The organism is Vibrio sp. Vb1755 (genome assembly GCF_033338635.1).
Lineage (GTDB): Bacteria > Pseudomonadota > Gammaproteobacteria > Enterobacterales > Vibrionaceae > Vibrio > Vibrio alginolyticus.
This window is the reverse complement of record NZ_JAWOTA010000007.1, coordinates 38,514-62,108: the sequence shown is the minus strand read 5'-3', so window position 1 is coordinate 62,108 and position 23,595 is coordinate 38,514. Positions and strand designations below refer to the sequence as shown.

At 43.3% G+C, this 23,595-nt stretch carries 20 protein-coding genes; 10 read left to right on the top strand and 10 right to left on the bottom strand.

Features of this window, described 5'->3' with window-relative positions; all coding sequences use genetic code 11:
* Positions 1-21: 21 nt before the first annotated feature.
* Complete coding sequence (locus R7E00_RS08815) at positions 22-780, bottom strand: Nif3-like dinuclear metal center hexameric protein (protein WP_203346549.1); 759 nt, start codon at positions 778-780, stop codon at positions 22-24.
* 232 nt (positions 781-1,012) lie between these two features.
* On the opposite strand from R7E00_RS08815, the gene R7E00_RS08810 reads away from it, so the two are divergent.
* A complete protein-coding gene (locus R7E00_RS08810) occupies positions 1,013-1,786 on the top strand; it encodes a DUF1853 family protein (RefSeq protein ID WP_064369057.1) in 774 nt (257 codons plus the stop codon).
* Between the two features lie 61 nt (positions 1,787-1,847).
* On the opposite strand, the gene pgm is transcribed toward R7E00_RS08810, so the two are convergent.
* Both pgm and seqA read right to left on the bottom strand, forming a co-directional pair.
* On the bottom strand, positions 1,848-3,494 hold the full coding sequence (gene pgm, locus R7E00_RS08805; RefSeq protein ID WP_053303294.1) for a phosphoglucomutase (alpha-D-glucose-1,6-bisphosphate-dependent): 1,647 nt from the start codon (positions 3,492-3,494) through the stop codon (positions 1,848-1,850).
* Between the two features lie 92 nt (positions 3,495-3,586).
* Positions 3,587-4,129 carry a replication initiation negative regulator SeqA gene (gene seqA / locus R7E00_RS08800; RefSeq protein ID WP_005382149.1) on the bottom strand — a complete coding sequence of 181 codons (543 nt, stop codon included), beginning with the start codon at positions 4,127-4,129 and terminating at the stop codon, positions 3,587-3,589.
* Positions 4,130-4,221: 92 nt separating this feature from the next.
* Here seqA and R7E00_RS08795 point away from each other — a divergent pair, with 92 nt between their 5' ends.
* The 3 genes from R7E00_RS08795 to fldA all read left to right on the top strand — a co-directional run bounded on the left by R7E00_RS08795 (position 4,222) and on the right by fldA (position 5,905).
* Positions 4,222-4,989, top strand: coding sequence for an alpha/beta fold hydrolase (locus R7E00_RS08795; RefSeq protein WP_017819953.1), 768 nt, complete (start codon positions 4,222-4,224; stop codon positions 4,987-4,989).
* A gap of 112 nt (positions 4,990-5,101) precedes the next feature.
* Positions 5,102-5,323 carry a DUF2788 domain-containing protein gene (locus R7E00_RS08790; RefSeq protein WP_005393038.1) on the top strand — a complete coding sequence of 74 codons (222 nt, stop codon included), beginning with the start codon at positions 5,102-5,104 and terminating at the stop codon, positions 5,321-5,323.
* A 48-nt stretch (positions 5,324-5,371) separates the two neighbouring features.
* Positions 5,372-5,905, top strand: coding sequence for a flavodoxin FldA (fldA, locus tag R7E00_RS08785; RefSeq protein ID WP_005382146.1), 534 nt, complete (start codon positions 5,372-5,374; stop codon positions 5,903-5,905).
* Positions 5,906-5,957: 52 nt separating this feature from the next.
* Here fldA and R7E00_RS08780 read toward each other — a convergent pair whose 3' ends face one another.
* The gene (locus tag R7E00_RS08780; protein WP_005382144.1) at positions 5,958-6,461 is read right to left on the bottom strand and encodes a DUF4442 domain-containing protein; all 504 of its coding nucleotides are present in this window, start codon (positions 6,459-6,461) and stop codon (positions 5,958-5,960) included.
* A gap of 200 nt (positions 6,462-6,661) precedes the next feature.
* On the opposite strand from R7E00_RS08780, the gene fcrX reads away from it, so the two are divergent.
* A complete protein-coding gene (gene fcrX / locus R7E00_RS08775) occupies positions 6,662-7,111 on the top strand; it encodes a ferric iron uptake transcriptional regulator FcrX (RefSeq protein ID WP_005382141.1) in 450 nt (149 codons plus the stop codon).
* Positions 7,112-7,333: 222 nt separating this feature from the next.
* On the opposite strand, the gene glnS is transcribed toward fcrX, so the two are convergent.
* Positions 7,334-9,004, bottom strand: coding sequence for a glutamine--tRNA ligase (glnS, locus tag R7E00_RS08770; protein ID WP_005382124.1), 1,671 nt, complete (start codon positions 9,002-9,004; stop codon positions 7,334-7,336).
* A gap of 276 nt (positions 9,005-9,280) precedes the next feature.
* Positions 9,281-10,774, bottom strand: coding sequence for an N-acetylglucosamine-specific PTS transporter subunit IIBC (gene nagE / locus R7E00_RS08765; protein WP_005384985.1), 1,494 nt, complete (start codon positions 10,772-10,774; stop codon positions 9,281-9,283).
* Positions 10,775-11,263: 489 nt separating this feature from the next.
* Between nagE and nagA the strand changes: the two genes are divergently transcribed.
* The 4 genes from nagA to asnB all read left to right on the top strand — a co-directional run bounded on the left by nagA (position 11,264) and on the right by asnB (position 17,183).
* Entirely contained in the window at positions 11,264-12,400 is a 1,137-nt protein-coding gene (gene nagA / locus R7E00_RS08760) for an N-acetylglucosamine-6-phosphate deacetylase (protein ID WP_005384983.1), read from the top strand.
* A 2-nt stretch (positions 12,401-12,402) separates the two neighbouring features.
* Positions 12,403-13,617, top strand: coding sequence for a DNA-binding transcriptional regulator NagC (gene nagC, locus R7E00_RS08755; protein WP_005382105.1), 1,215 nt, complete (start codon positions 12,403-12,405; stop codon positions 13,615-13,617).
* Positions 13,618-13,698: 81 nt separating this feature from the next.
* Positions 13,699-15,288: a cation:proton antiporter family protein gene (locus R7E00_RS08750; protein WP_005384981.1), complete on the top strand. Its 1,590-nt coding sequence runs from the start codon at positions 13,699-13,701 to the stop codon at positions 15,286-15,288.
* A 230-nt stretch (positions 15,289-15,518) separates the two neighbouring features.
* On the top strand, positions 15,519-17,183 hold the full coding sequence (asnB, locus tag R7E00_RS08745; RefSeq protein ID WP_005382100.1) for an asparagine synthase B: 1,665 nt from the start codon (positions 15,519-15,521) through the stop codon (positions 17,181-17,183).
* A gap of 115 nt (positions 17,184-17,298) precedes the next feature.
* On the opposite strand, the gene rfaH is transcribed toward asnB, so the two are convergent.
* A complete protein-coding gene (gene rfaH, locus R7E00_RS08740; protein ID WP_054576697.1) occupies positions 17,299-17,799 on the bottom strand; it encodes a transcription/translation regulatory transformer protein RfaH in 501 nt (166 codons plus the stop codon).
* Positions 17,800-18,132: 333 nt separating this feature from the next.
* On the opposite strand from rfaH, the gene R7E00_RS08735 reads away from it, so the two are divergent.
* Positions 18,133-19,521: a peptide MFS transporter gene (locus R7E00_RS08735; protein ID WP_065274256.1), complete on the top strand. Its 1,389-nt coding sequence runs from the start codon at positions 18,133-18,135 to the stop codon at positions 19,519-19,521.
* 49 nt (positions 19,522-19,570) lie between these two features.
* On the opposite strand, the gene hemH is transcribed toward R7E00_RS08735, so the two are convergent.
* The 3 genes from hemH to htpG form a co-directional block, all read right to left on the bottom strand.
* Entirely contained in the window at positions 19,571-20,533 is a 963-nt protein-coding gene (gene hemH, locus R7E00_RS08730; RefSeq protein ID WP_053303297.1) for a ferrochelatase, read from the bottom strand.
* A 167-nt stretch (positions 20,534-20,700) separates the two neighbouring features.
* Positions 20,701-21,345, bottom strand: coding sequence for an adenylate kinase (gene adk, locus R7E00_RS08725; RefSeq protein ID WP_005382094.1), 645 nt, complete (start codon positions 21,343-21,345; stop codon positions 20,701-20,703).
* A gap of 320 nt (positions 21,346-21,665) precedes the next feature.
* Positions 21,666-23,570 carry a molecular chaperone HtpG gene (gene htpG, locus R7E00_RS08720; protein ID WP_053303298.1) on the bottom strand — a complete coding sequence of 635 codons (1,905 nt, stop codon included), beginning with the start codon at positions 23,568-23,570 and terminating at the stop codon, positions 21,666-21,668.
* Positions 23,571-23,595 lie beyond the last annotated feature (25 nt).

The following is a 23,595-nucleotide window of genomic DNA, read 5'->3' as shown; positions in this document are numbered from 1 at the left end:
TCACGTTATGAATAGCGAACACTAAACCGGATTATCAATATCGATAAACTCCACATGTAGGCCATATTCATCCGCTAGCCATTTTCCTAAAGCCTGAACACCATAACGCTCAGTAGCATGATGACCTGCAGCAAAGTAATGAATGTCCATTTCACGAGCGGTATAAGTGGTACGCTCTGAAATTTCTCCAGAGATAAATGCATCCAGCCCGTGTTGTACAGCAAGTTCAATGAAATCTTGCCCTCCACCAGTGCACCAACCGACTGTCTCAATCATCTTATCGGTATTCTCTGGAGCAATATGCAGTGGTTCTCTATCAAGAACTTGATTGATCTTGCTCGCAAACTCAGCACCAGACATCGGTTTTTTCAAGCGTCCAAACATGGCTACTGATTGAGGGTGTCCTTCAAGTCCACCTTCTACTTCGATTTCAAGTAAGCGAGCTAATTCGGCGTTGTTGCCTAGCTCTGGGTTAATATCCAGAGGAAGGTGATAACCATATAAGTTGATATCGTTTTTGATCAGACTACGAATTCGTTTACCTTTCATACCACGAATTGGCTCAGGTTCACCTTTCCAAAAATAACCGTGATGAACGAGTAATGCGTCTGCATTAAGCTCAATCGCTTTATCGATTAAGGCTTGAGAGGCAGTTACGCCAGTGATAATACGCTTTACGGCTGGCGTCCCTTCTACCTGTAACCCGTTTGGTGCGTAATCTTTAATTAACTGCGGTGACAGTTTGTCATTAAGAATCTGTTCTAGCTTTAAGTTATTCATTATTACTTCCAATTTCTAGCGCATGTAAACCTAAATAACCTCTCGATGAAATCAGACCGAGAGTGTGCAACCTAGTTGATACAACAACGTTTTGACATCTGGCACCTTGATATCATTTAGGTCTTTAAAGTGTATCTCGAACCCTAATATCGATGCTAGCCACCCTACCCTCAAAAGCAAATTTAGTTACAATAACAAAGCTTGTCGCCTCACCATACATATAGGGATACGGATGAACCAACTGCAACGCTTTTACCAATGGATCGCCACTTCACCTCCTCTTTTCAAGTTACGCCCTCCGTTTACAACCTTAGAGGATCTTTCGGTAACGCCTTTAAATAACGCTGAGCAATACAATGGTAATCCAAGATTGGGCTTTTTATATCAGCACTTATGCACTGCAGTTCTCTCTAGTTCAGAACGATATCAGGTTATCGCGGAAGAGGTTCAGTTAAACGACATCGAAGGTAAGACTATTGGTGCTATCGACTTGGTGTTGCGGAATACAGAATCAAATCAAATAGAACACTGGGAAGTAGCGATTAAGTTTTATCTTCTTTATAACGGCGTATGGTATGGTCCGAATGCTCACGACCAGCTGCATACAAAACTGAATAGAATGCTTACTCATCAGTTGAAAATGAGCGATCGCCCGGAATTTCAAAAAATAATTCCGTTAAACGACGCTCCACAAGAACGTCTATTGATGCAAGGACGACTCTATATTAATCCGTTTACTCCAGAGCCAACTCCTAGCGAGTGCTTGGGTTATGAATTAAATCCAAGTCAGATTAGTGGTTACTGGTGCTATCAAAGTCAATGGGATTTAATTGGTAAACCCCTTTATCATTTACATAAACCATGCTGGGCGATCGGAACAGACGATTTCTCTCAACCTATTGAAAAGCCTTTAGATCGATTCATACACGCACAAACGGAAGACGGTCAATTCTGGTTTGTGGTACCAGATTCATGGCCCGGAGATAAAGCTGTTCGGGGCACTTAAACATGAAAGGGTTGATGTTTTCACATCAACCCTTTGCTAGATACATTGACCATTGGATGTTTTACAAACCAGCGGCTGCAAACACTTGATTAACTATTTCTTGTGCTTCTGCTTCGATTTGTTTTAGGTGCTCTTCACCTTTAAAACTCTCACAGTAAATCTTGTAGATATCTTCTGTGCCTGATGGACGAGCAGCAAACCAGCCATTCGCTGTTGTTACTTTTAGACCACCGATTGCAGCACCATTACCAGGCGCATGCGTGAGACGAGCCGTAATTGGATCACCCGCTAGTGTTTCAGCCGCGACCATTTCTGGCGACAACTTCTTCAGCACGTCTTTTTGTGGGCCATTTGCTACAGCTTGAATACGGTTGTACTTAGATTCACCGTGCTTCGCTGCAAGCTCTTCATAGTAATCTTGAGGGTTCTTACCCGTTACCGCAGTGATCTCTGCTGCTAGAAGGCATAGCAAGATGCCATCTTTGTCTGTTGACCAAGGCGTGCCATCTTTACGAAGGAAAGACGCACCAGCACTTTCTTCGCCGCCGAAACCAAACTTACCAGTGTACAGACCGTCTACAAACCATTTGAAACCAACAGGCACTTCACATAGCTCACGACCTAGATCCGCAACAACACGGTCAATCAGCGCACTTGAAACTAGTGTTTTACCAACAGCGACGTCTTTACCCCACGCGTCACGATGACGGTACAAGTAGTCAATACAAACGGCTAAGAAGTGGTTCGGGTTCATCAAACCTTTTGGCGTAACGATACCGTGACGGTCGTAGTCAGGATCGTTACCAAATGCTAAATCGTATTCGTCTTTCAGTGCCAATAGACCCGCCATTGCGTAAGGAGAAGAACAGTCCATACGCACAACGCCGTCTTTATCTAGTGACATGAATTGGAAAGAAGGATCGATCGATTCACTTACTAGCGTTAGGTCTAGGTTGTATGCTTGACCAATTTGACGCCAGTAATCGATACCGCTGCCACCCAATGGATCTACACCAATCTTCAGGTTCGCCTTTTGGATTGCTTCCATATCGATAACGTTCACCAGGTCATCGATGTATGGCTTCACCAAGTCCATCTCTACAAACAGATCCGATGCTTTTGCTTCTGCTAGTGGTAGGCGTTTAACACCTTGTAAACCTTCAGCAATCAATTCGTTCGCACGATCTTCGATAGCTTGAGTCAACTCAGCTTCAGCAGGACCACCATGTGTCGGATTGTATTTGATACCGCCGTCTTGTGGTGGGTTATGTGATGGGGTAATAACGATACCGTCTGCTTTTTCATCGTGTTTGATGTTGTAAGTCAGAATCGCGTGTGAAATACCCGGTGTTGGCGTGTAACCGTTGTCTTGTTGGACAATCACTTTCACACCATTTGCGATCAATACTTCAATCACACTTGAAAAAGCTGGTTCAGATAGCGCATGCGTGTCTTTACCCACAAACAACGGGCCAGTTGTGCCTTGCTCAGCACGAACTTCTGCTACCGCTTGAGCGATCGCTAAAATGTGGTTTTCGTTAAAAGTGTGCTTGTCTGCAGTACCGCGGTGGCCAGAAGTACCAAATTGAACTTTGTGTTCTGCGTTTGCCGCGTCTGGTTGAAGTAAGAAGTAGTTAGCAACGAGTGCTGGGATATTGTGAAGATCTTCCTGCTGCGCTTTTTGCCCAGCACGAGGGTGCATAGCCATGTTTGACATCCTTTCTTTCAATACAAATAAAATTAAAAAAGCCTCATAATATCCGCTCACTGCGACGCATTATGAGGCTTCTATCAGGTTTCTTAGATTGAACCTGTTACTTTTTCTATTAAGTCAGGTTGGAACCCCATGTGTGCCATCACTTGTTCAACCATCTGTCTTTTACGACTTGTATTGTTATTCGTGATAACCCAAAACGGTGTGCCAGGAATGGCTTTTGGCTTGGTCGTATTACCGTTTGCTAGCAAGGTTTCTTCATTGTCTGCAAAGTACACGCGTTTGCGTCCTTTTACATTCGTAGCCTGGGCGAAACCTTCTGGATTCAATTTATGTAAGGTCGATAATACCAACATAAAGCGATCAATCGCTTTTTTTAGACCGGCAAACTCATCAGAAATAAGCAGCGAACGCATTTCTTTCACTACATCAACAGATTCCGTTTTACCCGCATCTTTACTTACTACAATCCCTTGTGGCTTCTCTACTACAGGCGCGGCTTTAGCTTCCTGCAACTGACCATCAAGGTTTAAAAGGCGTCGCAAAATATCCGAGGCGCTTTCACCGATATGCTTAGTTTGACTAGCTATATAACGGTATAGATCCTCATCAACCTCAATTGTTTTCATTCGCTTTTCACATTCTCAATGTTTAAACTCTGGGGGATTATAACGAGATCCACGCGGATACTCCACGTTAAACCCATCACGAATAAGATAAAATGTCAGCATTACTCAACTATAAGCAGGAAGGCCAAGGCCAAACAGTTGTTTTGATTCACGGATTGTTTGGTAGTTTAAGTAATCTGGGTCTACTCGCCCGCGATCTTATTAAAGATCACACGGTGATCAGTATTGATCTGAGAAATCACGGCCTCTCTTTCCACTCCGAAGTCCATAACTATACCGATATGGCAAAAGATGTGGCTCAGCTCCTTCAGCACTTAAACGTTGAGCCATCTATTGTTATTGGTCACTCCATGGGCGGAAAAGTCGCGATGGCTCTTGTGGACATTGCTCCAAATGTAGTCAAGCAGTTAGTCGTTCTCGACATGGCGCCTGTAGCCTACACTACGAACCGCCACGATAATGTTTTTAACGGCTTACATGCTGTTATTAATGAAAAACCAGCAAATCGACAGCAAGCCATGGATATCCTAGCTCAACATATTGAACTCGATGGTGTAAGACAATTTCTCTCTAAATCACTGTACAAAAATGGCGATAAGATGGATTGGCGGTTTAACGTACCGAGCCTTTTTGAGAATTATGACCAAATTATTGGCTGGCAAGAAATCACACCAACAGATATCCCAACTTTATTTATCAAAGGCGGCGACTCTGACTACTTAATGCCAGAACATCAGCCGGCAGTGAAGCGACAATTTAACCATGCTAAAGCACACATTATCGCTGGCACTGGTCACTGGTTACACGCCGAGAAACCGACAGAAGTAATGAGAGTCATTCGAAAATACATTTCGAGTTAACAAATTCGAAAAGCAACACTAGATTATTGAAATAACCCTTCTTGTAGTGCATTAACTTTACCGTTTAACAGTGGTATAGTGCGCCCAAGATTTTTCGGCATGAAGGGCTAAAATGCTTTACGACTATATGGATATGCTCGAGTCTATTGGGCTCGATCTTCTTTTTGCTGCTATCTTTTTTTTCATCGGGATGGCGATAAAAGATGTGCTAAAGCAAGGCAATGTACCTGTTTTTGGTCGTCGTATTGTGTGGTTAGTCCTTTTCCTAGGCTGTGCTGGCTTTATTGCAAAAGGTGTAATTCAGCTAACTTGGGAAGGCTCAGGGTTAGGTTAAACCCTTAGTAACATCGCCAATAACAAACAATGTAAAGGTATAGACTCTATGGCAAGTGTAGGTATCTTCTTCGGTAGCGACACAGGTAATACTGAAGCCGTTGCAAAGATGATTCAAAAGCAACTAGGTAAACATCTAGTTCACGTTCAAGACATCGCGAAAAGCAGCAAAGAAGACATTGATAACTTCGATCTTCTTCTTCTAGGTATCCCAACTTGGTACTACGGCGAAGCACAATGTGATTGGGATGACTTCTTCCCTGAGCTTGAGCAAATCGACTTCTCTACTAAGCTAGTGGCTATCTTTGGCTGTGGCGACCAAGAAGACTACGCAGAATACTTCTGTGACGCGATGGGCACAGTCCGTGATATCGTTGAATCTAAAGGCGGCACAATTCTTGGCCATACCTCGACAGAAGGCTACGAATTTGAAGCGTCTAAAGCACTTGTTGAAGGTGACGAAAGCCAATTCGTAGGTCTATGTATTGATGAAGACCGCCAACCAGAATTGACTGACGAGCGTGTTGAAAGCTGGGTTAAACAGATCTATGAAGAGATGTGTTTAGCTGAGCTAGAAGGCTAATCAAATTGAATGATGCAAAGACCTCCACTTGGAGGTCTTTTTGTATGTATTGTCACACAGCATCGGTAAGTACTTCCTCTTCGCGATACTGAGGTTTCTTTCTTACATAAAGCTTGCGTTGAACCTCTGAAACCACATTCCCCTGTTTATCTTTTACATGAGTAATAAACTCAGGAAAACACTTTTCTCCATTCCGTGTCATTTGATAAATGTTTTCCAGCATCCCTTCAGTGACCTCAAATTCTGCAAACAAATCACTTTGCCCCGGCTTAATAAAGTTAATGCTTGCCTCTTTATCCCACACATAATATTCCTCTCGTAGAATCCCCATCAGCATCAACGAGTAAATAGGATCAGTTAAAGAGAAAATACTGCCGCCATATTGGGTGCGATTGGCATTTTTATTCCACCAGCGAAGCTTTAAACGTACCTTTACAGTACGGAAGTCTTGAGAAATATGTAAGATTTTAATACCCGCCCCCCAAAAAGGAGGCCAAATATTGAGTGCGAACTTTACAATTCCTGGTTTGTATATCTTCGCTAGTCGCCTATTCATCGCTATCCCTGCCCTCTCCAAGCTTAATGTTACACAATTGTAACTGGTCAGAGCTGTAATATAATGGACCTGTTTCTAATTTACAAAAAGATTCTATTAACCCTTTGAAGTTCGTGGTTTAATGTTCCGAACGCTTATCCTATAATGGTAGGAAGATTGAATTCTGTTAAATCGCTGCAGATGATCCAACGGGAAAGTATATGTCAGATAATAATCAGGCGCTGAAGGATGCGGGTTTAAAAGTAACCCTTCCGAGGCTAAAAATTCTAGAAGTACTTCAGCAGCCAGACTGCCAGCACATCAGTGCTGAAGATTTGTACAAAAAGTTGATTGATCTAGGTGAAGAAATTGGCCTAGCAACTGTTTACCGAGTTCTAAACCAGTTCGACGATGCTGGTATTGTAACTCGTCACCACTTTGAAGGTGGAAAGTCAGTCTTCGAATTATCGACTCAACATCACCACGACCACCTAGTGTGCCTAGACTGTGGTGAGGTAATTGAATTTTCTGACGATCTTATTGAAGAACGTCAAAAAGAGATTGCAGCTAAGTACAATGTCACACTAACAAACCACAGCTTATACTTGTACGGCAAGTGTAGCGATGGTGGTTGTAAAGACAATCCAGATGCACACAAACCGAAAAAATAAGGGTTTGTTAATTTAAAAAGTAAACGTCAGCACATGCTGGCGTTTTTTGTTTCTAGAAGTCAGTACCTTAGACGTCAGTACTTTGGTTACAGAACAAAAGCTACTAAACACCCATCTTTTTTCTCCACAGTTTTGCACATCTATATAGCACTCTGTGGGATTAGGTATAAAAAATGCCAGCGTTTGCTGGCATTTTTTCATCGTTCTCAGCATTAATTGAGATTATTGATTCTCAATTTTTGCCCAGGTATCACGTAGACCAACCGTGCGGTTGAATACTAGATTATCTGCTGAAGAGTCTTTCGAGTCTGCACAGAAGTAACCCATACGTTCAAACTGGTAACCTTTTTCTGCTTCTGCAGAAGCTAGGCTAGGCTCGACGAAGCCATTGATCACAACTAATGATTCAGGATTGATAGTAGAAGCAAAATCTTCCGCTGCGCCTGGGTTTGGCACCGTAAATAAACGATCGTACAGGCGAATTTCCGCTGGAAGAGCTTTATCAGCTGACACCCAATGAATAACGCCTTTCACTTTACGACCATCTGCTGGGTTTTTACCTAGCGTATCTGCATCGTAAGAACAGAAGATCGTTGTGATGTTGCCTTCGGCATCTTTCTCAACGCGCTCAGCTTTGATCACGTAAGCACCACGTAAACGAACTTCTTTACCTAGCACTAAACGCTTGTACTTTTTGTTCGCTTCTTCACGGAAGTCTTCACGCTCAATCCACAATTCACGCGTGAATGGCACTTCACGCACGCCCATTTCTGGTTTATTTGGGTGGTTGGCAACTGTCAAGTTTTCTACTGCGCCTGCTTCAAAGTTTTCGATAACAACTTTAACAGGATCCAGTACAGCCATTGCACGCGGAGCGTTCTCGTTTAGGTCATCACGAATACAAGATTCTAATGAACTAAACTCGATCATATTTTCTTGCTTCGTTACACCAATACGCTTACAAAACTCACGAATAGATGCAGGTGTGAAGCCACGACGACGCAGACCTGAGACAGTCGGCATACGTGGATCATCCCAACCATTAACCAGTTTTTCAGTAACTAGCTGGTTAAGCTTACGCTTAGACATCACTGTATATTCAAGGTTTAAACGACTGAACTCGTATTGATGTGGACGGCTTTCGATCGTGATGTTGTCTAGAACCCAATCGTACAGACGACGGTTATCCATGAATTCAAGCGTACAAATAGAGTGCGTAATGCCTTCTAATGCATCAGAAATACAGTGCGTAAAGTCGTACATTGGGTAAATGCACCACTTATCACCAGTTTGGTGGTGCGTAGCAAAACGCACACGGTATAAAACTGGATCGCGCATGACCATGAATGAAGAACCCATGTCGATTTTAGCACGAAGACACGCTTTACCTTCTTCAAATTCACCAGCGCGCATTTTTTCAAACAACGCCAAGTTCTCTTCAACAGAACGGTCACGGTATGGACTTGGTTTACCTGGCGCCTTTAGTGTGCCGCGGTATTCACGAATTTGCTCTGGACTTAGCTCATCTACGTACGCTAAGCCTTTGTTAATCAATTCAATTGCATATTCGTAAAGCTTATCGAAGTAGTTTGATGAGTAACATACTTCACCACTCCACTCAAAGCCCAACCAGTTTACATCTTTCTTGATAGACTCAACGTATTCGATGTCTTCTTTTTCAGGGTTTGTATCGTCGAAACGCAGATTACATTGACCCTGGTAGTCCTGAGCAATACCGAAGTTCAAACAGATAGACTTAGCATGACCGATATGCAGGTAGCCATTTGGCTCCGGCGGGAATCGAGTATGCACGCTAGTGTGTTTACCATCCGCTAGATCTTTATCAATGATCTGGCGAATAAAGTTTGATGGACGAGCATCAGCTTCACTCATCTATAGCACCTCAAAAATATTAGTATTGTCAGAGAAAACGGAACCCTGTATCCAAGTATGGTTTCACAGAGTACATTGTTCCTAATGATCCACAATTCTAAGCAATTAGACAACAAGAACTCGCTCTAAAACGACAATATTTATCGAGTTAGCGTGAAAGCAAAGCAGATTCAAAGGGCCTAAACGAAAAAAGGCCTCCTGCGGAGGCCTTTTGCGATGTTGTAGTATCAATTGTTTGCAATACCAATAACAAACAATCACACCACTATTAAACAGTTAAGCTGGTAGCTGAACACCACTTAAGTCTTCATCTTTAGATACATTCTTCATCTCACCAGCAACAATCTCTGCTAGTGGACCAAGAATAACTTGTAGGTTGTTTGTACCTAGCTTCACAACTCCCATAGCTCCAAGATCTTTCAGAGTTTTCTCATTGATAACGCTCATATCTTTCACAGAAAGGCGCAAACGAGTAATACAGGCATCGATAGAACTTAGGTTGTCATGACCGCCAAGTGCTTTCAAGTACTGACGAGCAAGCTCTGAAGAATTGCTTGATCCAGCCACGTTAGATGAAGCTTCTTCATCATCTTCACGTCCCGGTGTTTTAAGGCCAAACTTAACAATCACGGTACGGAACACGAAGTAGTAAACCGCAAAGAAACCAAGACCTTGTACAATGAGCATGTACCAGTTTACCGCTAGCGGGTTACGAGTCGACAATACTAAGTCGACTAAACCAGCAGAGAAACCGAAACCTGCAATCCACTGCATTGATGCCGCGATATAAACTGATAGACCAGTCAGCGCTGCGTGAAGAACGTACAGTCCTGGAGCAAGGAACATGAATGCAAATTCAAGTGGTTCTGTTACACCTGTAAAGAATGAAGCAAACGCAGCTGCAATCATGATAGATGCCACTTTCTCTTTATTCTTTGATTTCGCAGTATGGTACATCGCTAGAGCAGCGCCTGGTAAACCAAACATCATGATTGGGAAGAAGCCCGCTTGGTACATCCCCGTAACACCTACCGTTGCCGTGCCTTCAGCTAATGATTTCGCACCGCCAAGGAAGTTTGGAATGTCATTAATACCAGCGACATCAAACCAGAACACTGAGTTTAGTGCATGGTGCAGACCAACAGGAATTAGAAGACGGTTGAAGAATGCGTAAACACCTGCACCTGCTTCACCCATACCTTGAATGCTTTCACCAAAACTTACCAGACCGCCGTAAACTGATGGCCAAACGTACATCAGGATGAACGCAATAACGATACCAGCAAAAGACGTTAGGATAGGTACAAGACGCTTGCCAGAGAAAAACGCCAGTGCTTTGTGCAGCTCTACGTGAGAAAAACGGTTGTACAACTCAGCAGAAACAATACCAACCAAGATACCGACGAACTGGTTATTGATTTTACCAAATGCAGCAGGTACTTCACTTGGGTCAATGCCTTGAATTTGTGATACTGCACCAGGGGCCAAAAGCGTTGTGACAACTAAGAAGCCCACGAAGCCTGAAAGTGCAGCGGCGCCATCTTTGTCTTTAGACATTCCATAAGCAACACCAACAGCGAACAATACTGACATGTTGTCAATGATCGCTGCACCAGCTTTAATAAGAAATGCAGCAAGTGCACTGTTTGCGCCCCAGCCATTTGGGTCGATCCAGTAGCCAATACCCATGAGTATTGCTGCTGCAGGAAGTGTGGCAACCGGCACCATAAGCGCCTTACCCACCTTCTGGAAGTATCCGAGAATGTTCACCTTAAGTTCCCCCTATAGGATTAGATGTTATGTTGAATGACTTATTTCAGCCGTCCAATTTAGTCATCCTAAGTTTATGATATTAATTTTGCTCCGCAAATTAAAAGCTCACCGTTTGTGATCATAATCACCACAATTTGCCCTTTCGGAAGGTTTTTGCTAGCGAGATCATAAAACTTATTTTATTATACGAAAAAATGGCGTTTTAAAGATAATATTCTCGCACTTTATGCAAGGCAGAATCAGTGTTATTTTGGTATCTAGGCGGGTAAATCACTGTAACTTTGCTCTGAAAAAGAATCATAAAAAACCATACAATTATTACTTTTCAGTTAGTTACTATGACAATAACATCGATAAAACGCGACTTGCTGTATGTGACTCGTTATCTAATTCAGTGATACAAACTAAGTACCCATATGACTGAAGCAGTCTCTACTTAGATAACGATATAGAAATTGAATTCTCATCTATAAGGACTAGCTGACTATGTACGCGCTAAGTAACTGTAAAATTTATACCGGTAGTGATGTTCTTACCGATCATGCGGTCATCATCGAAAACGATCTTATTCAATCTATTGTGCCGGTTTCTGAGCTACCTCAAAGCATCGAAGTAAAAGACCTTGCAGGCGCTAATCTAAGTCCAGGCTTTATCGATCTGCAGTTGAACGGTTGTGGCGGTGTAATGCTAAACGATGCAATTACCCCTGAAACCATGCAAATCATGCACCAGGCAAACCTCAAATCTGGCTGTACTAGCTTCCTGCCAACACTCATTACATCATCTGATGAAGATATGCGAACTGCAATTGCCGCAGCTCGTGAGTACCACAACAAATATCAAAATCAATCGCTTGGTTTACACCTCGAAGGTCCTTACCTTAACGTCGCGAAAAAAGGCATCCATAACGTCGATTTTATTCGCCCATCAGACGAAAGCATGATCGACCTTATCTGCGCAAACGCCGATATCGTAGCGAAAGTAACACTAGCACCTGAGCATAACGACCCAGAGCATATTGCGCGATTAAAGGCTGCTGGCATCGTGGTTTCAATTGGCCACACAAATGCAACCTACGCCGAAGCACGTAAAAGCTTTGAAGCAGGCATTACTTTTGCTACACACCTCTTTAATGCAATGACACCAATGGTTGGTCGTGAACCAGGAGTTGTTGGTGCAATTTACGATACTCCTGACGTTTATGCTGGCATTATTGCTGATGGTTTTCACGTCGACTACGCAAACATCCGAATTGCTCATAAAATCAAAGGTGAAAAGCTTGTTTTGGTGACGGATGCCACAGCTCCAGCAGGTGCTAACATTGATCACTTTATTTTTGTCGGTAAGAAAGTATATTACCGAGATGGTAAGTGTGTTGATGAAAATGGCACGCTAGGCGGCTCAGCTTTGACAATGATTGAAGCAGTTCAGAATTCAGTTGAGCACGCGGGGATCGCTTTAGACGAAGCTCTACGAATGGCCACGTTATACCCAGCAACAGCAATTGGTGTTGAGGATCGCCTTGGCCGAGTTCGAAAAGGGATGGTTGCAAACCTGACTATTTTCGATCGTGACTTTAAAGTAAAAGCGACGGTTGTTAACGGACAATACGAGCAAAATTAAGCATGAATGGCGGACAGATTGGTAATGTAGATTTAGTAAAACAGCTTAACAGCGCTGCGGTATATAGGCTGATTGATCAGCAAGGTCCTATCTCCCGTATTCAAGTCGCGGACGTGAGTCAGCTCGCGCCTGCTAGTGTTACCAAAATAACCCGCCAACTTTTAGAGCGCGGCCTTATTAAGGAGGTCGCCCAACAAGCTTCAACTGGTGGTCGTCGTGCGATCTCTTTGACTACTGAAGTCAAACCTTTTCATTCGATTGCCGTTCGCTTAGGTCGAGATTACGTACAGTTCAGTTTATACGATTTAGGTGGTACCGCGCTGGCAGAAGATCAGCATGAACTGCACTACACTAACCAAGCAGACTTAATCGCAGGACTTATCGATTTATTAAAAGATTTCGTAAGCCGATGCGAAGACAAAATTGATCAACTCATCGCTATCGGCATCACTTTACCGGGCCTTGTTAACCCAACAACTGGCGTGGTCGAATACATGCCTAATACCGATATCGATAATCTTGCTCTCGGTGAAATTGTTGGAGAGAAGTTTAATACAGCATGCTTTGTTGGCAACGACGTACGTGGCATGGCGTTGGCTGAGCACTACTTTGGAGCAAGCCAAGACTGCCAGGATTCTATTTTGGTTAGCGTCCACCGCGGTACTGGCGCAGGTATTATCGTTAACGGCCAGGTTTTTCTTGGTTTTAACCGCAACGTCGGTGAAATTGGTCATATCCAAATTGACCCGCTTGGTGAGCAATGCCAATGTGGAAACTTTGGCTGTTTAGAAACCGTAGCTGCAAACCCAGCGATTATTCAACGAGTGAAGCAACTGATTACTCAAGGATACGAATCAAGCTTAACCGACCTTGAAAACATCACAATTGAAGCGGTATGTCAGCACGCAATGAATGGTGATGAACTTGCGAAACAGAGTTTAGTGCGAGTGGGCAACCAGCTAGGTAAAGCGATTGCGATTACGGTTAACTTATTTAATCCACAGAAAATTGTAATTGCTGGCGATATTACTGCAGCACAAGATATTGTTTTCCCTGCAATTCAACGCAACGTAGAGAATCAATCTCTTAAAACTTTCCATAACGACCTCCCTATCGTGGCTTCTCACATTGATAAGCAGCCAACGATGGGCGCATTTGCGATGATTAAACGCGCTATGCTAAACGGAGTTTTGTTACAAAAGTTACTGGAAGACTAAGTTTATACAACCAATTGAGTTACAATCTCGGGCTGTGTTTTCACAGCCCGTTTTTGTATATCAGGAATACAGCTCAACAGTATGGAAATTATTCTAATTACAGCCGCTTTTTTAGCTGGTTTTATTGCGCTTAAATGCAGCCTCCCTCCCCTCGTTGGTTTTCTACTAGCTGGATTTGGCTTGCATGCATTTGGTTACCAAAGCAATGACGTTATTGTCACTCTCGCAGATCTTGGTGTTACTCTTCTTCTGTTTACTATTGGACTCAAACTCGATGTAAAAACCCTGCTGTCCAAAGAAATATGGGGAGGGGCAACCGCCCACAACATACTCTCTACCGCTTTTTTTGCCCTAGCGTTATCCGGCTTAAAACTACTGGGCTTGACTTCGCTAGCCAGTATGGACGGCAGCCAAATCCTGCTTTTAGCTTTTGCACTATCGTTCTCTAGTACCGTTTTTGCCGTAAAAGCATTGCAAGAAAAAGGCGAAATGAACGCGACCTACGGCACACTCGCGATCGGTATCTTGGTTATGCAAGATATTTTTGCCGTAGTATTCCTGACTGCTTCAACCGGAAAAGTCCCAGAATGGTATGCCATCGGTTTGTTCGCACTGCCTTTCCTTCGTCCCCTATTCTATAAGCTGCTCGATAAAGTTGGCCACGGCGAAATGCTGGTGCTATTCGGTATTTTCTTCGCGCTTGTTGTCGGTGCTGGGCTATTCGAGTTGGTCGGGATGAAACCAGACTTGGGCGCGCTAATTTTAGGCATGCTACTCGCAGGTCACCCAAAAGCCTCAGAACTATCCAAGTCATTATTCAATATGAAGGAGCTCTTTTTAGTCTGCTTCTTTTTGAACATTGGTTTATCCGCCTCATTGAGCGTGAATGGCGTCGTTCTCGCCCTGCTATTTATCTTACTGCTACCAATCAAAGGACTCTTGTACTTCGTCACTATTAATCATTTTAAGTTTCGAGTACGTACCTCTTTGCTCGCCTCTTTATCACTATTTAACTACAGTGAGTTTGGTCTTATTGTTGCTGGGTTGGCCTATAAAATGGGCTGGATGCCAAGTGATATGCTTGCTGCGATTGCGGTTGCGGTGTCGGTATCCTTTGTAATTTCCGCGCCACTTAACCGCCTTAGCCATAAAATTTATCAACATTCAGGTAAGTGGCTGCAAGAGACAGCGGTAGAAAAGCTCAATCAACGCGACCAACTCATCAACCCAGGTCATGCCCAAGTATTGATCTTAGGTATGGGGCGTATTGGAACGGGCGCTTATGATGAGCTACGTTCACGCTATGGCAAAATTTCATTGGGTATAGAAATTCGTGAAGACGCTGCACATCATCATCGTTCAGAAGGAAGAAATGTGATTTCTGGTGATGCCACCGACCCGGATTTCTGGGAGCGAATTTTAGATACAGGTCATGTAAAACTGGTTCTGCTTGCAATGCCACATCATCAAGGTAACCAAACAGCACTTGAGCAGCTTAAACGCAGAAAATATAAGGGGCAAATTGCCGCTATCGCCGAATACCCAGATCAATTGGAAGGCTTACTTGAAAATGGCGTTGACGCAGCATTCAATATTTATAGTGAAGCTGGTAGCGGTTTTGCTCGACACGTCTGTAAACAACTTCAACCTAAATTCACACCAATTAAATAAGCAACAGCACTGATATTTTTCGGAAGGCTTTCTATTGATAGAAAGCCTTTTTTGTATAGTTTTTATACCAAACCTTGATCTCATTCACCAAAACAACGGTTGAGTTAAATATTTTCCATACAACAAGGCCTTTTATCATTTTTTTAATCACAAAACGTTGCTTTTTTTATTAGTAATGGCAAATTTAAACCATACCGATTAGAAATTGTTTAGTTTAGTAAGGATGTAGTATGTGTTCAGTATTTGGCATTTTAGACATTAAAAGCGATGCAGCCGCATTGCGCCCTATCGCATTAGAGATGTCGAAAAAACTTCGTCACCGTGGCCCAGACTGGTCTGGGATTTACTCTTCAGAGCGTGCTATTTTAGCGCACGAGCGCTTGGCGATTGTTGGTCTAAATAGTGGTGCACAGCCGCTATACAGCCCTGATAAGAAGCTCATCCTTGCCGTCAATGGTGAAATCTACAACCATAAAGAAATTCGTGCTCGTTACGAAGGAAAGTACGAATTTCAAACCGATTCAGACTGTGAAGTCATTCTTGCACTTTACCAAGATATGGGTGCAGATCTCCTTGAAGAACTAAACGGTATTTTCGCTTTTGTGCTCTACGACGAAGAAAAAGATGAGTATTTAGTCGGCCGTGACCATATTGGTATTATCCCTCTTTATCAAGGTCACGATGAGCATGGTAACTACTATGTGGCATCAGAGATGAAGGCTCTTGTTCCAGTATGTAAAACAGTAAGTGAATTCCCTCCTGGTAGCTACTACAGCTCTAAAGATACTCAGCCAACACGTTACTATGTTCGTGACTGGAACGAGTACGCAGCAGTACAAGGTAACAGCACTAGCAAAGAAGAATTGACGGAAGCGCTAGAAGCGGCTGTTAAACGCCAACTAATGACTGACGTGCCTTACGGTGTACTTCTTTCAGGCGGTCTAGATTCTTCTATTACATCTGCGGTAGCAAAACGCTTTGCAGCGATGCGTATTGAAGATGATGAAAAGTCTGAAGCTTGGTGGCCTCAACTGCACTCTTTTGCTGTTGGCCTAGAAGGCGCGCCTGACCTGAAAGCCGCTCGCGAAGTTGCCGACCAAATTGGTACCGTTCACCACGAAATGACGTACACGATTCAAGAAGGTTTGGACGCGATTCGTGACGTGATTTACCACATTGAAACGTATGACGTGACGACTATCCGCGCATCAACACCTATGTTCTTAATGGGTCGTAAGATCAAAGCGATGGGTATCAAGATGGTATTGTCTGGTGAGGGCGCTGACGAAATCTTTGGTGGCTACCTTTACTTCCACAAAGCGCCAAACGCGAAAGAGTTCCACGAGGAGACTGTGCGTAAACTGCTTGCTCTGAACATGTTCGACTGTGCTCGTGCTAACAAGTCGCTGGCAGCATGGGGAGTTGAAGGACGCGTACCTTTCCTAGATAAAGAGTTCATTGATGTAGCAATGCGCTTGAACCCAGCAGACAAGATGTGTGGCAACGGTAAAATGGAGAAACACATCCTTCGTGAGTGCTTCGAGCACTACCTGCCAGAATCGATCGCATGGCGTCAAAAAGAGCAGTTCTCTGATGGCGTTGGCTACAGCTGGATCGATACGCTGAAAGAAGTAGCAGAACAGAAAGTGACAGACCAGCAGATGGAAACAGCTCAATATCGATTCCCATACAACACGCCAACGACAAAAGAAGGCTACGTGTACCGTGAAATCTTTGAAGAGTTATTCCCACTTCCATCAGCAGCAGAGTGTGTACCAGGAGGCCCTTCAGTAGCGTGTTCTTCAGCGAAGGCGATTGAATGGGATGAATCGTTCCAAAACTGTGTTGACCCATCAGGTCGTGCAGTACAGACCGTTCACAACGACTCATACTAATTCTCTACGATAAAGATAAGGGTTGGTTCGTCCAACCCTTTTAAAACAGACAAAAAATTAGATACGATCAAAAAGAGGTGCTTTTGCACCTCTTTTTATGTTTGATGGAATTAGGCTATTTTAAATCTAAATCACTATTGTCTATGCTGACAGGCACACGCTTGGTGATCATCTGAACTAGCATAATTGAGCGTTTCTCACCATCTTGTTCTTGGAAGATGGCATCTATGCCCGCAAATTGACCGCTTTTAACTCTAATTTGATCGCCTGGTTTTGGCATACATTCAGAAACGGTATTGTCATTACAACACTTTTCTAGCTGCATCAATTCGAAGACCAAGTCACCTTGAACTTCTTTCGGTTGAGCACCAAAACGCACAAAGTCAACAACACCTCGAGTAGAGCGGACTGAGGTGAAGTTTGGCCCTTGCTCATAATCAAAGTAAGCGAATACGTAACAAGGAAACAGCGGTTCCTCGACTTTTTGTCTTTTCCCGCGCAAAATCTTCTCAACTCCTACAGTTGGATAAAAGCACTCTACACCTTGATTTTCAAGGTGTTGTTTCGCCCTAACCTGCTCCCCACGTTTACAATAAAGTAGATACCAACGTTTCATCTTTTTACTAGCCAATTCTATTTTGTTTTTATCCTAGCATTAAGCCAAAGTTGAGTCATTGATATTCAGTTTATCTATAAAAGTATGATTATACATCGCTCGCATTAACGACATTTTTCAGCAACTTACGATAAAGAAGTCCATAGGCAAAAATGGAAATTAAGTTTGTAACACAACCAATACACCATCATATAATCTGCAAATCCAATCAAAAACAGCTACTTAACAAACAAAAATAGTCGAATGGCAAAATTTTATTATTTGTCACTCATTGAATTGCATTGTATACGTAGAAGTCGTTAAAAAATGTAATAACTATTATTAGAAGAGCTTATGTCAAACCAACATCAATATTTTGGTCATCCACGTGGCCTGTTCTTATTGTTCGGTACTGAACTGTGGGAACGCTTTTCTTACTACGCAATGCGTGCCATTCTCGTGCTTTACCTTACTGATACAACAATGAATGGCGGCCTTGGCTGGTCAACCAAAGACGCATTAGACCTATACGGCATATACACAGGGCTTGTGTATATCACGCCTCTTATCGGTGGTTACCTAGCAGATAACTATTTAGGTCAACGTCGCTCAATTTTGCTTGGTGGCGCGTTAATGGCCATCGGCCAGTTTACTCTTGCACTTCCTGCTGATGCTTTAGGTATTGGTTCGCTACACAGTTTCTATTTAGGTCTTGGCCTACTTATCACTGGTAACGGTCTCTTTAAGCCAAATATCTCAACCATGGTTGGCGACCTTTATCAAGAAGGTGACAACCGTCGTGACGGCGCATTCACTATCTTTTATATGGGTATCAACTTAGGTGCATTACTTGCCGGCGTCGTTTCTGGCTCTGTGACAACCTCTTACGGTTGGAAAGCTGGCTTTGTTGCCGCTGGTGTGGGTATGCTGGTTAGCCTAGTGATGCAAATGGTACTGGCTCAATCATGGCTTGGTGATATTGGTCGCGAACCAGCGGCGAAACGAGATCTAAACAACAAAAACGCCACCACGAAGCAGCCACTCACCAAAGAAGAAGTGAATCGACTAAAAGTAATTCTGGTCATGAGCTTATTCACTATTGTCTTCTGGGCAGGCTTTGAACAAGCTGGTGGTCTGATGAACATCTACACTCAACAATATACTGATCGCATGATTGGTGGCTTCGAAGTTCCTGCTGCGTGGTTCCAATCACTAAACCCATTTTTCATTATTACTCTAGCGCCAGTTCTGGCTGTCCTTTGGGTAAAATTGGGTAAACGTGAACCTACTTCGCCAGTGAAATTTGCGATGGCACTATTTTTCTTGGCGATTGGTTTCCTTTGTATGGTTGGCGCAGTGCTAGAACAAGGTGGAGATACAACAGTAAAAACATCGATGTTATGGTTGGTCGGCGCTTTCTTCTTCCACACATTAGGCGAGCTGTGTTTATCACCAATTGGTCTTTCATTGGTGACTAAATTAGCACCGCTTCGCTTAGCTTCACTTATGATGGGTGCATGGTTTGGCTGTAATGCGGTTGCTAACTATGTTGCGGGCTATGTGGGCTCTCACGTAGGCGAGTTAGGCGCTATGGCTATCTTTAGTGGTATTGCGGTCAGCGCAACCGTAAGTGGCGTAATTTTGCTCCTATTCTCTAATACACTCGTTCGCTGGATGCATGGCGCTGAAAATACGCACAGCACGGCAGAGCAAGTAGAAGAGCAGCAAGTACAAGTTGCTTGATCGCTAAACTAAACGTAGAAAGGGTCGCTATTGCGACCCTTTTTTGTATCTAAAGTTTAGATTGAACTAACTCAACCATCATCTCGATATGAAGTTCACTATCGTTCAAACAAGGGATGTAGGTAAAGTTTTCGCCACCAGCTTCAAGGAAAATCTCTTTACACTCTTCCGAGATCTCTTCCAACGTCTCTAAACAATCTGACGAAAATGCAGGGGTCACAACATTAATATTTTTCACACCCTTTGCAGGAAGTGCCTCTAGGGTCTTATCGGTATAAGGTTGAAGCCACTCTTCTCTCCCAAATCGGGACTGATACGTCATGCCAATTTGTTGGTCGCTTAAACCTAACGCTTCCCCAAGCAAGCGAGTCGTCTCTTCACAATGCTGTGGGTAAACATCACCATTGTCAGCATAGCGTTTTGGAATACCATGATAAGAACACAGCAGGTAATCTCCCTGACCATTCTTTTGCCAATGTTCACGAACTGAATGCGCTAACGCTTCAATATATTTCGGGTGATTGTAATAATCACGAATAAAGCTAAAGCCTGGCATCACCGGCAGGTTTTTAAATGCTTTAGTGATTCCGTCAGAAACCGCTGCCGTTGTTGTGCCCGAGTATTGCGGATACAAAGGTAAAACAATGACTTCATCAACGCCTTGCGCCAATAGGGCTTCAAAGCCTGATTGCAAACTTGGGTTACCATACGTCATACCAAGCTCTACAGGTATATCAAGCTTTTGTGCTAACTTTTCCGTTTGGCGTTTAGAGTACACCATCAACGGCGAGCCCTCTTCCATCCATACTGATTGATAGAGTTTGGCAACTTTAGGAGCTCGGATAGGAAGGATAACGCCGTGCAATAGTGGACACCAAAGCCATCGAGTCATGTCTACCACTCGGTGATCATGAAGAAACTGACTTAAAAAGCGCTTTACGGCAGGAGCGGTTGGTGCGTCAGGAGTTCCCAGGTTAACTAGGAGTACACCCTGTTTATTATTCTCTTTCATAACATCCTATTCATGGTAAACGGCTTGGTTCATATATTTAAGTAACCTCGAAGTAACGAATAGCCGAGCTGAAGTTAATTAGATATATGTTTACGAGTAAACTAAAAAAAGCGACCACTTGGGCCGCTTTCAATATATCAAAATATTAAATTTTTGACTTCAGCAAATTAAGATAGTGCTTTCTCGATATCCGCACTAACTTCAGCTACTTGCTTAGTACCATCAAACTTAAGGTACTTAGTCTTGCCTGCTTCAGCTTCTTTGCCGTAGTAGTTGATTAGCGGCGCAGTTTGCTCGTGGTAAACACCTAGACGAGCACGTACTGTTTCTTCTTTGTCGTCATCACGAACAACAAGATCTTCACCAGTTACATCATCTTTACCTTCCACTTTAGGCGGGTTGTAAACCACGTGGTAAGTACGACCAGAAGGAAGGTGAGCACGACGACCAGCCATACGCTCAACAATTACATCGTCTGCAACGTCAAATTCGATAACGTAGTCTACGTCTACGCCCATTTCTTTTAGGCCGTCAGCTTGAGGGATAGTACGTGGGAAACCATCTAGTAGGAAACCGTTTGCACAGTCTTCTTGAGCGATACGCTCTTTGATAAGACCAAGGATGATTTCATCAGAAACTAGCTGACCAGCGTCAATAACAGCTTTAGCTTGTTTACCAAGCTCTGTACCTGCTTTGATAGCAGCACGAAGCATATCACCAGTAGAGATTTGTGGAATACCGTATTTTTCCATGATGAAGTTTGCTTGTGTGCCTTTACCTGCACCTGGAGCACCTAGAAGAATGATGCGCATGATTTATCCTCTTTAATATTTAAGATTTATACCGAAGCTCACAATAGCTGACCTCTTAGACATCAAACCTGAGAAGCACCTGCAACGATAAGTTTCGGTATAACGTATATAGGCGAGCAAAAATACACGCCTTATTACTCACATTCAAGTCGCAGATTCTATCACAGGTTCTCTGAGCAAAGAGTGTATTAAGACTAAAGAATGTTAACAGTACCCTCTTTCACGCCCTATTGATTATTAACTCAGCACTTGAGATGCAAAATTTTGCGACAACAAACAAAAAGCTCGCGAAATGCGAGCTTTTTGATTTGCAGAGGTTATTACACCTTAGTCAAAAGTTGATTAACGGCTCCTAAGAACTCTGTTGGATCCTCAATAGAGCCTCGCTCCGCTAGCATTGCCTGACCAAGCAGAACTTCAACCCAGCGACCAAACGCTTCTTCATCGGCTTCGTCAGCCATACGCTTAACCAATTTGTGCTCAGGGTTTAGCTCAAAGATGTATTTCACTTCCGGCACAGCTTGACCAGCTGCCGCAAGAAGCTTCGCCATTTGAGTACCCATTTCGTAATCGTCCGTTACCACAACAGCAGGCGTAGATGCGAGTTTGAAGGTGGTACGAACTTCTTTCACACGATCGCCTAGGTAAGACTTCGTGCGCTCTACAACCGACTTAAACTCTTCTTCGGTTTCTTTTTGCTTCTCTTTTTCTGCTTCATCTTCAAACTGACTTAGATCAAGCCCAGCTTTAGTGATTGACTGGAACTGTTTACCATCAAACTCAGTTAAGTAGTTCATCAGCCACTCATCAATGCGGTCGTACATCAAGATAACTTCAATGCCTTTCGCTTTGAACTGTTCTAAGTGAGGGCTGTTTTTCGCAGCTGCATAGCTGTCTGCCGTCAAGTAGTAGATCTTATCTTGACCTTCTTTCATGCGCTCAACGTAAGACGCCAAGCCCACAGTTTGCTCAGAAGAGTCCACTTCAGTTGAAGCAAAGCGCAATAAACCTGCAACTTTCTCTTTGTTTGCAAAGTCCTCCGCAGGGCCCTCTTTCATCACAAGACCAAACTCTTTCCAGAATGATTGGTATTTCTCTTCGTCATTCTTGGCCATACGCTCGAGCATCGTTAGCACGCGCTTAGTACAAGCATTACGTAGAGACTGAGTCACTTTATTGTCTTGTAAAATCTCACGCGATACGTTTAGCGGTAAATCGTTTGAGTCTATTAAACCACGTACGAAGCGTAAGTATGACGGCATAAATTGCTCTGCATCGTCCATAATGAATACGCGCTGTACGTAAAGTTTTAAGCCTGATTTGTGGTCGCGGTTCATCATATCCCAAGGTGCTTTCGATGGGATGTATAGTAAGCTCGTGTAGTCGTTTTTACCTTCTACACGGTTATGACTCCAGACCAATGGATCGGCAAAGTCATGTGATACGTGCTTGTAGAACTCTTGATACTCTTCTTCTGAAATATCAGATTTGTTACGCGTCCACAGTGCTTGGGCTTTGTTGATTTGCTCCCACTTTTTCTCATCTGTTTCCTTGCCTTCGTCATCACGAACGACAGTTTGGATTGAAACAGGAATGCCGATGTGATCAGAGTACTTACTGATAACGTCACGTAGACGCCACTCATTCAAAAACTCTTTACCCTCTTCACGCATATGAAGAATGATGTCGGTACCACGTGACTCTTTGGTAATGTTTTCGATGGTGTACTCACCTTCACCCGCTGAGTGCCATTGTACCGCTTCATCAGCGGCTAGACCCGCAGCGCGAGTGCGCACGGTAACGGCGTCAGCAACGATAAATGCCGAGTAGAAACCAACACCAAACTGACCAATAAGCTGAGAGTCTTTGCTCTGCTCTTCAGATAGCTTTGAGAAAAACTCGGCTGTTCCAGATTTTGCGATTGTTCCTAAGTGCTCAATCACATCATCACGGCTCATACCGATACCGTTATCAGAAATGGTTAAGGTATTTGCGCTTTCATCAAACGACAGTTTCACGCAAAGGTCTGCATTACCTTCGTATAGATCTGGGTTAGATAACGCCTGAAAGCGCAGTTTGTCTGATGCATCTGATGCGTTAGAGATCAGCTCGCGCAAAAAGATCTCTTTATTTGAATAAAGAGAATGGATCATTAAATGCAGTAGTTGTTTTACTTCTGATTGAAAACCACGAGTTTCTTTATTTTGAGATACGGTTTCGCTCATGTGTGCTCCATAACATCTAAACTAA

Excerpts from the sequence above, each read along its gene's own strand:
- R7E00_RS08780 (WP_005382144.1), bottom strand. The coding sequence starts at position 6,461 with ATGAATAGGCGACTAGCGAAGATATACAAACCAGGAATTGTAAAGTTC.
- adk (WP_005382094.1), bottom strand. The coding sequence starts at position 21,345 with ATGCGCATCATTCTTCTAGGTGCTCCAGGTGCAGGTAAAGGCACACAA.
- R7E00_RS08790 (WP_005393038.1), top strand. The coding sequence starts at position 5,102 with ATGCTTTACGACTATATGGATATGCTCGAGTCTATTGGGCTCGATCTT.
- glnS (WP_005382124.1), bottom strand. The coding sequence starts at position 9,004 with ATGAGTGAAGCTGATGCTCGTCCATCAAACTTTATTCGCCAGATCATT.
- R7E00_RS08735 (WP_065274256.1), top strand. The coding sequence starts at position 18,133 with ATGTCAAACCAACATCAATATTTTGGTCATCCACGTGGCCTGTTCTTA.
- pgm (WP_053303294.1), bottom strand. The coding sequence starts at position 3,494 with ATGGCTATGCACCCTCGTGCTGGGCAAAAAGCGCAGCAGGAAGATCTT.
- rfaH (WP_054576697.1), bottom strand. The coding sequence starts at position 17,799 with ATGAAACGTTGGTATCTACTTTATTGTAAACGTGGGGAGCAGGTTAGG.
- seqA (WP_005382149.1), bottom strand. The coding sequence starts at position 4,129 with ATGAAAACAATTGAGGTTGATGAGGATCTATACCGTTATATAGCTAGT.
- R7E00_RS08810 (WP_064369057.1), top strand. The coding sequence starts at position 1,013 with ATGAACCAACTGCAACGCTTTTACCAATGGATCGCCACTTCACCTCCT.
- hemH (WP_053303297.1), bottom strand. The coding sequence starts at position 20,533 with ATGAAAGAGAATAATAAACAGGGTGTACTCCTAGTTAACCTGGGAACT.
- fldA (WP_005382146.1), top strand. The coding sequence starts at position 5,372 with ATGGCAAGTGTAGGTATCTTCTTCGGTAGCGACACAGGTAATACTGAA.
- nagC (WP_005382105.1), top strand. The coding sequence starts at position 12,403 with ATGAATGGCGGACAGATTGGTAATGTAGATTTAGTAAAACAGCTTAAC.
- htpG (WP_053303298.1), bottom strand. The coding sequence starts at position 23,570 with ATGAGCGAAACCGTATCTCAAAATAAAGAAACTCGTGGTTTTCAATCA.
- R7E00_RS08750 (WP_005384981.1), top strand. The coding sequence starts at position 13,699 with ATGGAAATTATTCTAATTACAGCCGCTTTTTTAGCTGGTTTTATTGCG.
- R7E00_RS08795 (WP_017819953.1), top strand. The coding sequence starts at position 4,222 with ATGTCAGCATTACTCAACTATAAGCAGGAAGGCCAAGGCCAAACAGTT.
- R7E00_RS08815 (WP_203346549.1), bottom strand. The coding sequence starts at position 780 with ATGAATAACTTAAAGCTAGAACAGATTCTTAATGACAAACTGTCACCG.
- asnB (WP_005382100.1), top strand. The coding sequence starts at position 15,519 with ATGTGTTCAGTATTTGGCATTTTAGACATTAAAAGCGATGCAGCCGCA.
- fcrX (WP_005382141.1), top strand. The coding sequence starts at position 6,662 with ATGTCAGATAATAATCAGGCGCTGAAGGATGCGGGTTTAAAAGTAACC.
- nagA (WP_005384983.1), top strand. The coding sequence starts at position 11,264 with ATGTACGCGCTAAGTAACTGTAAAATTTATACCGGTAGTGATGTTCTT.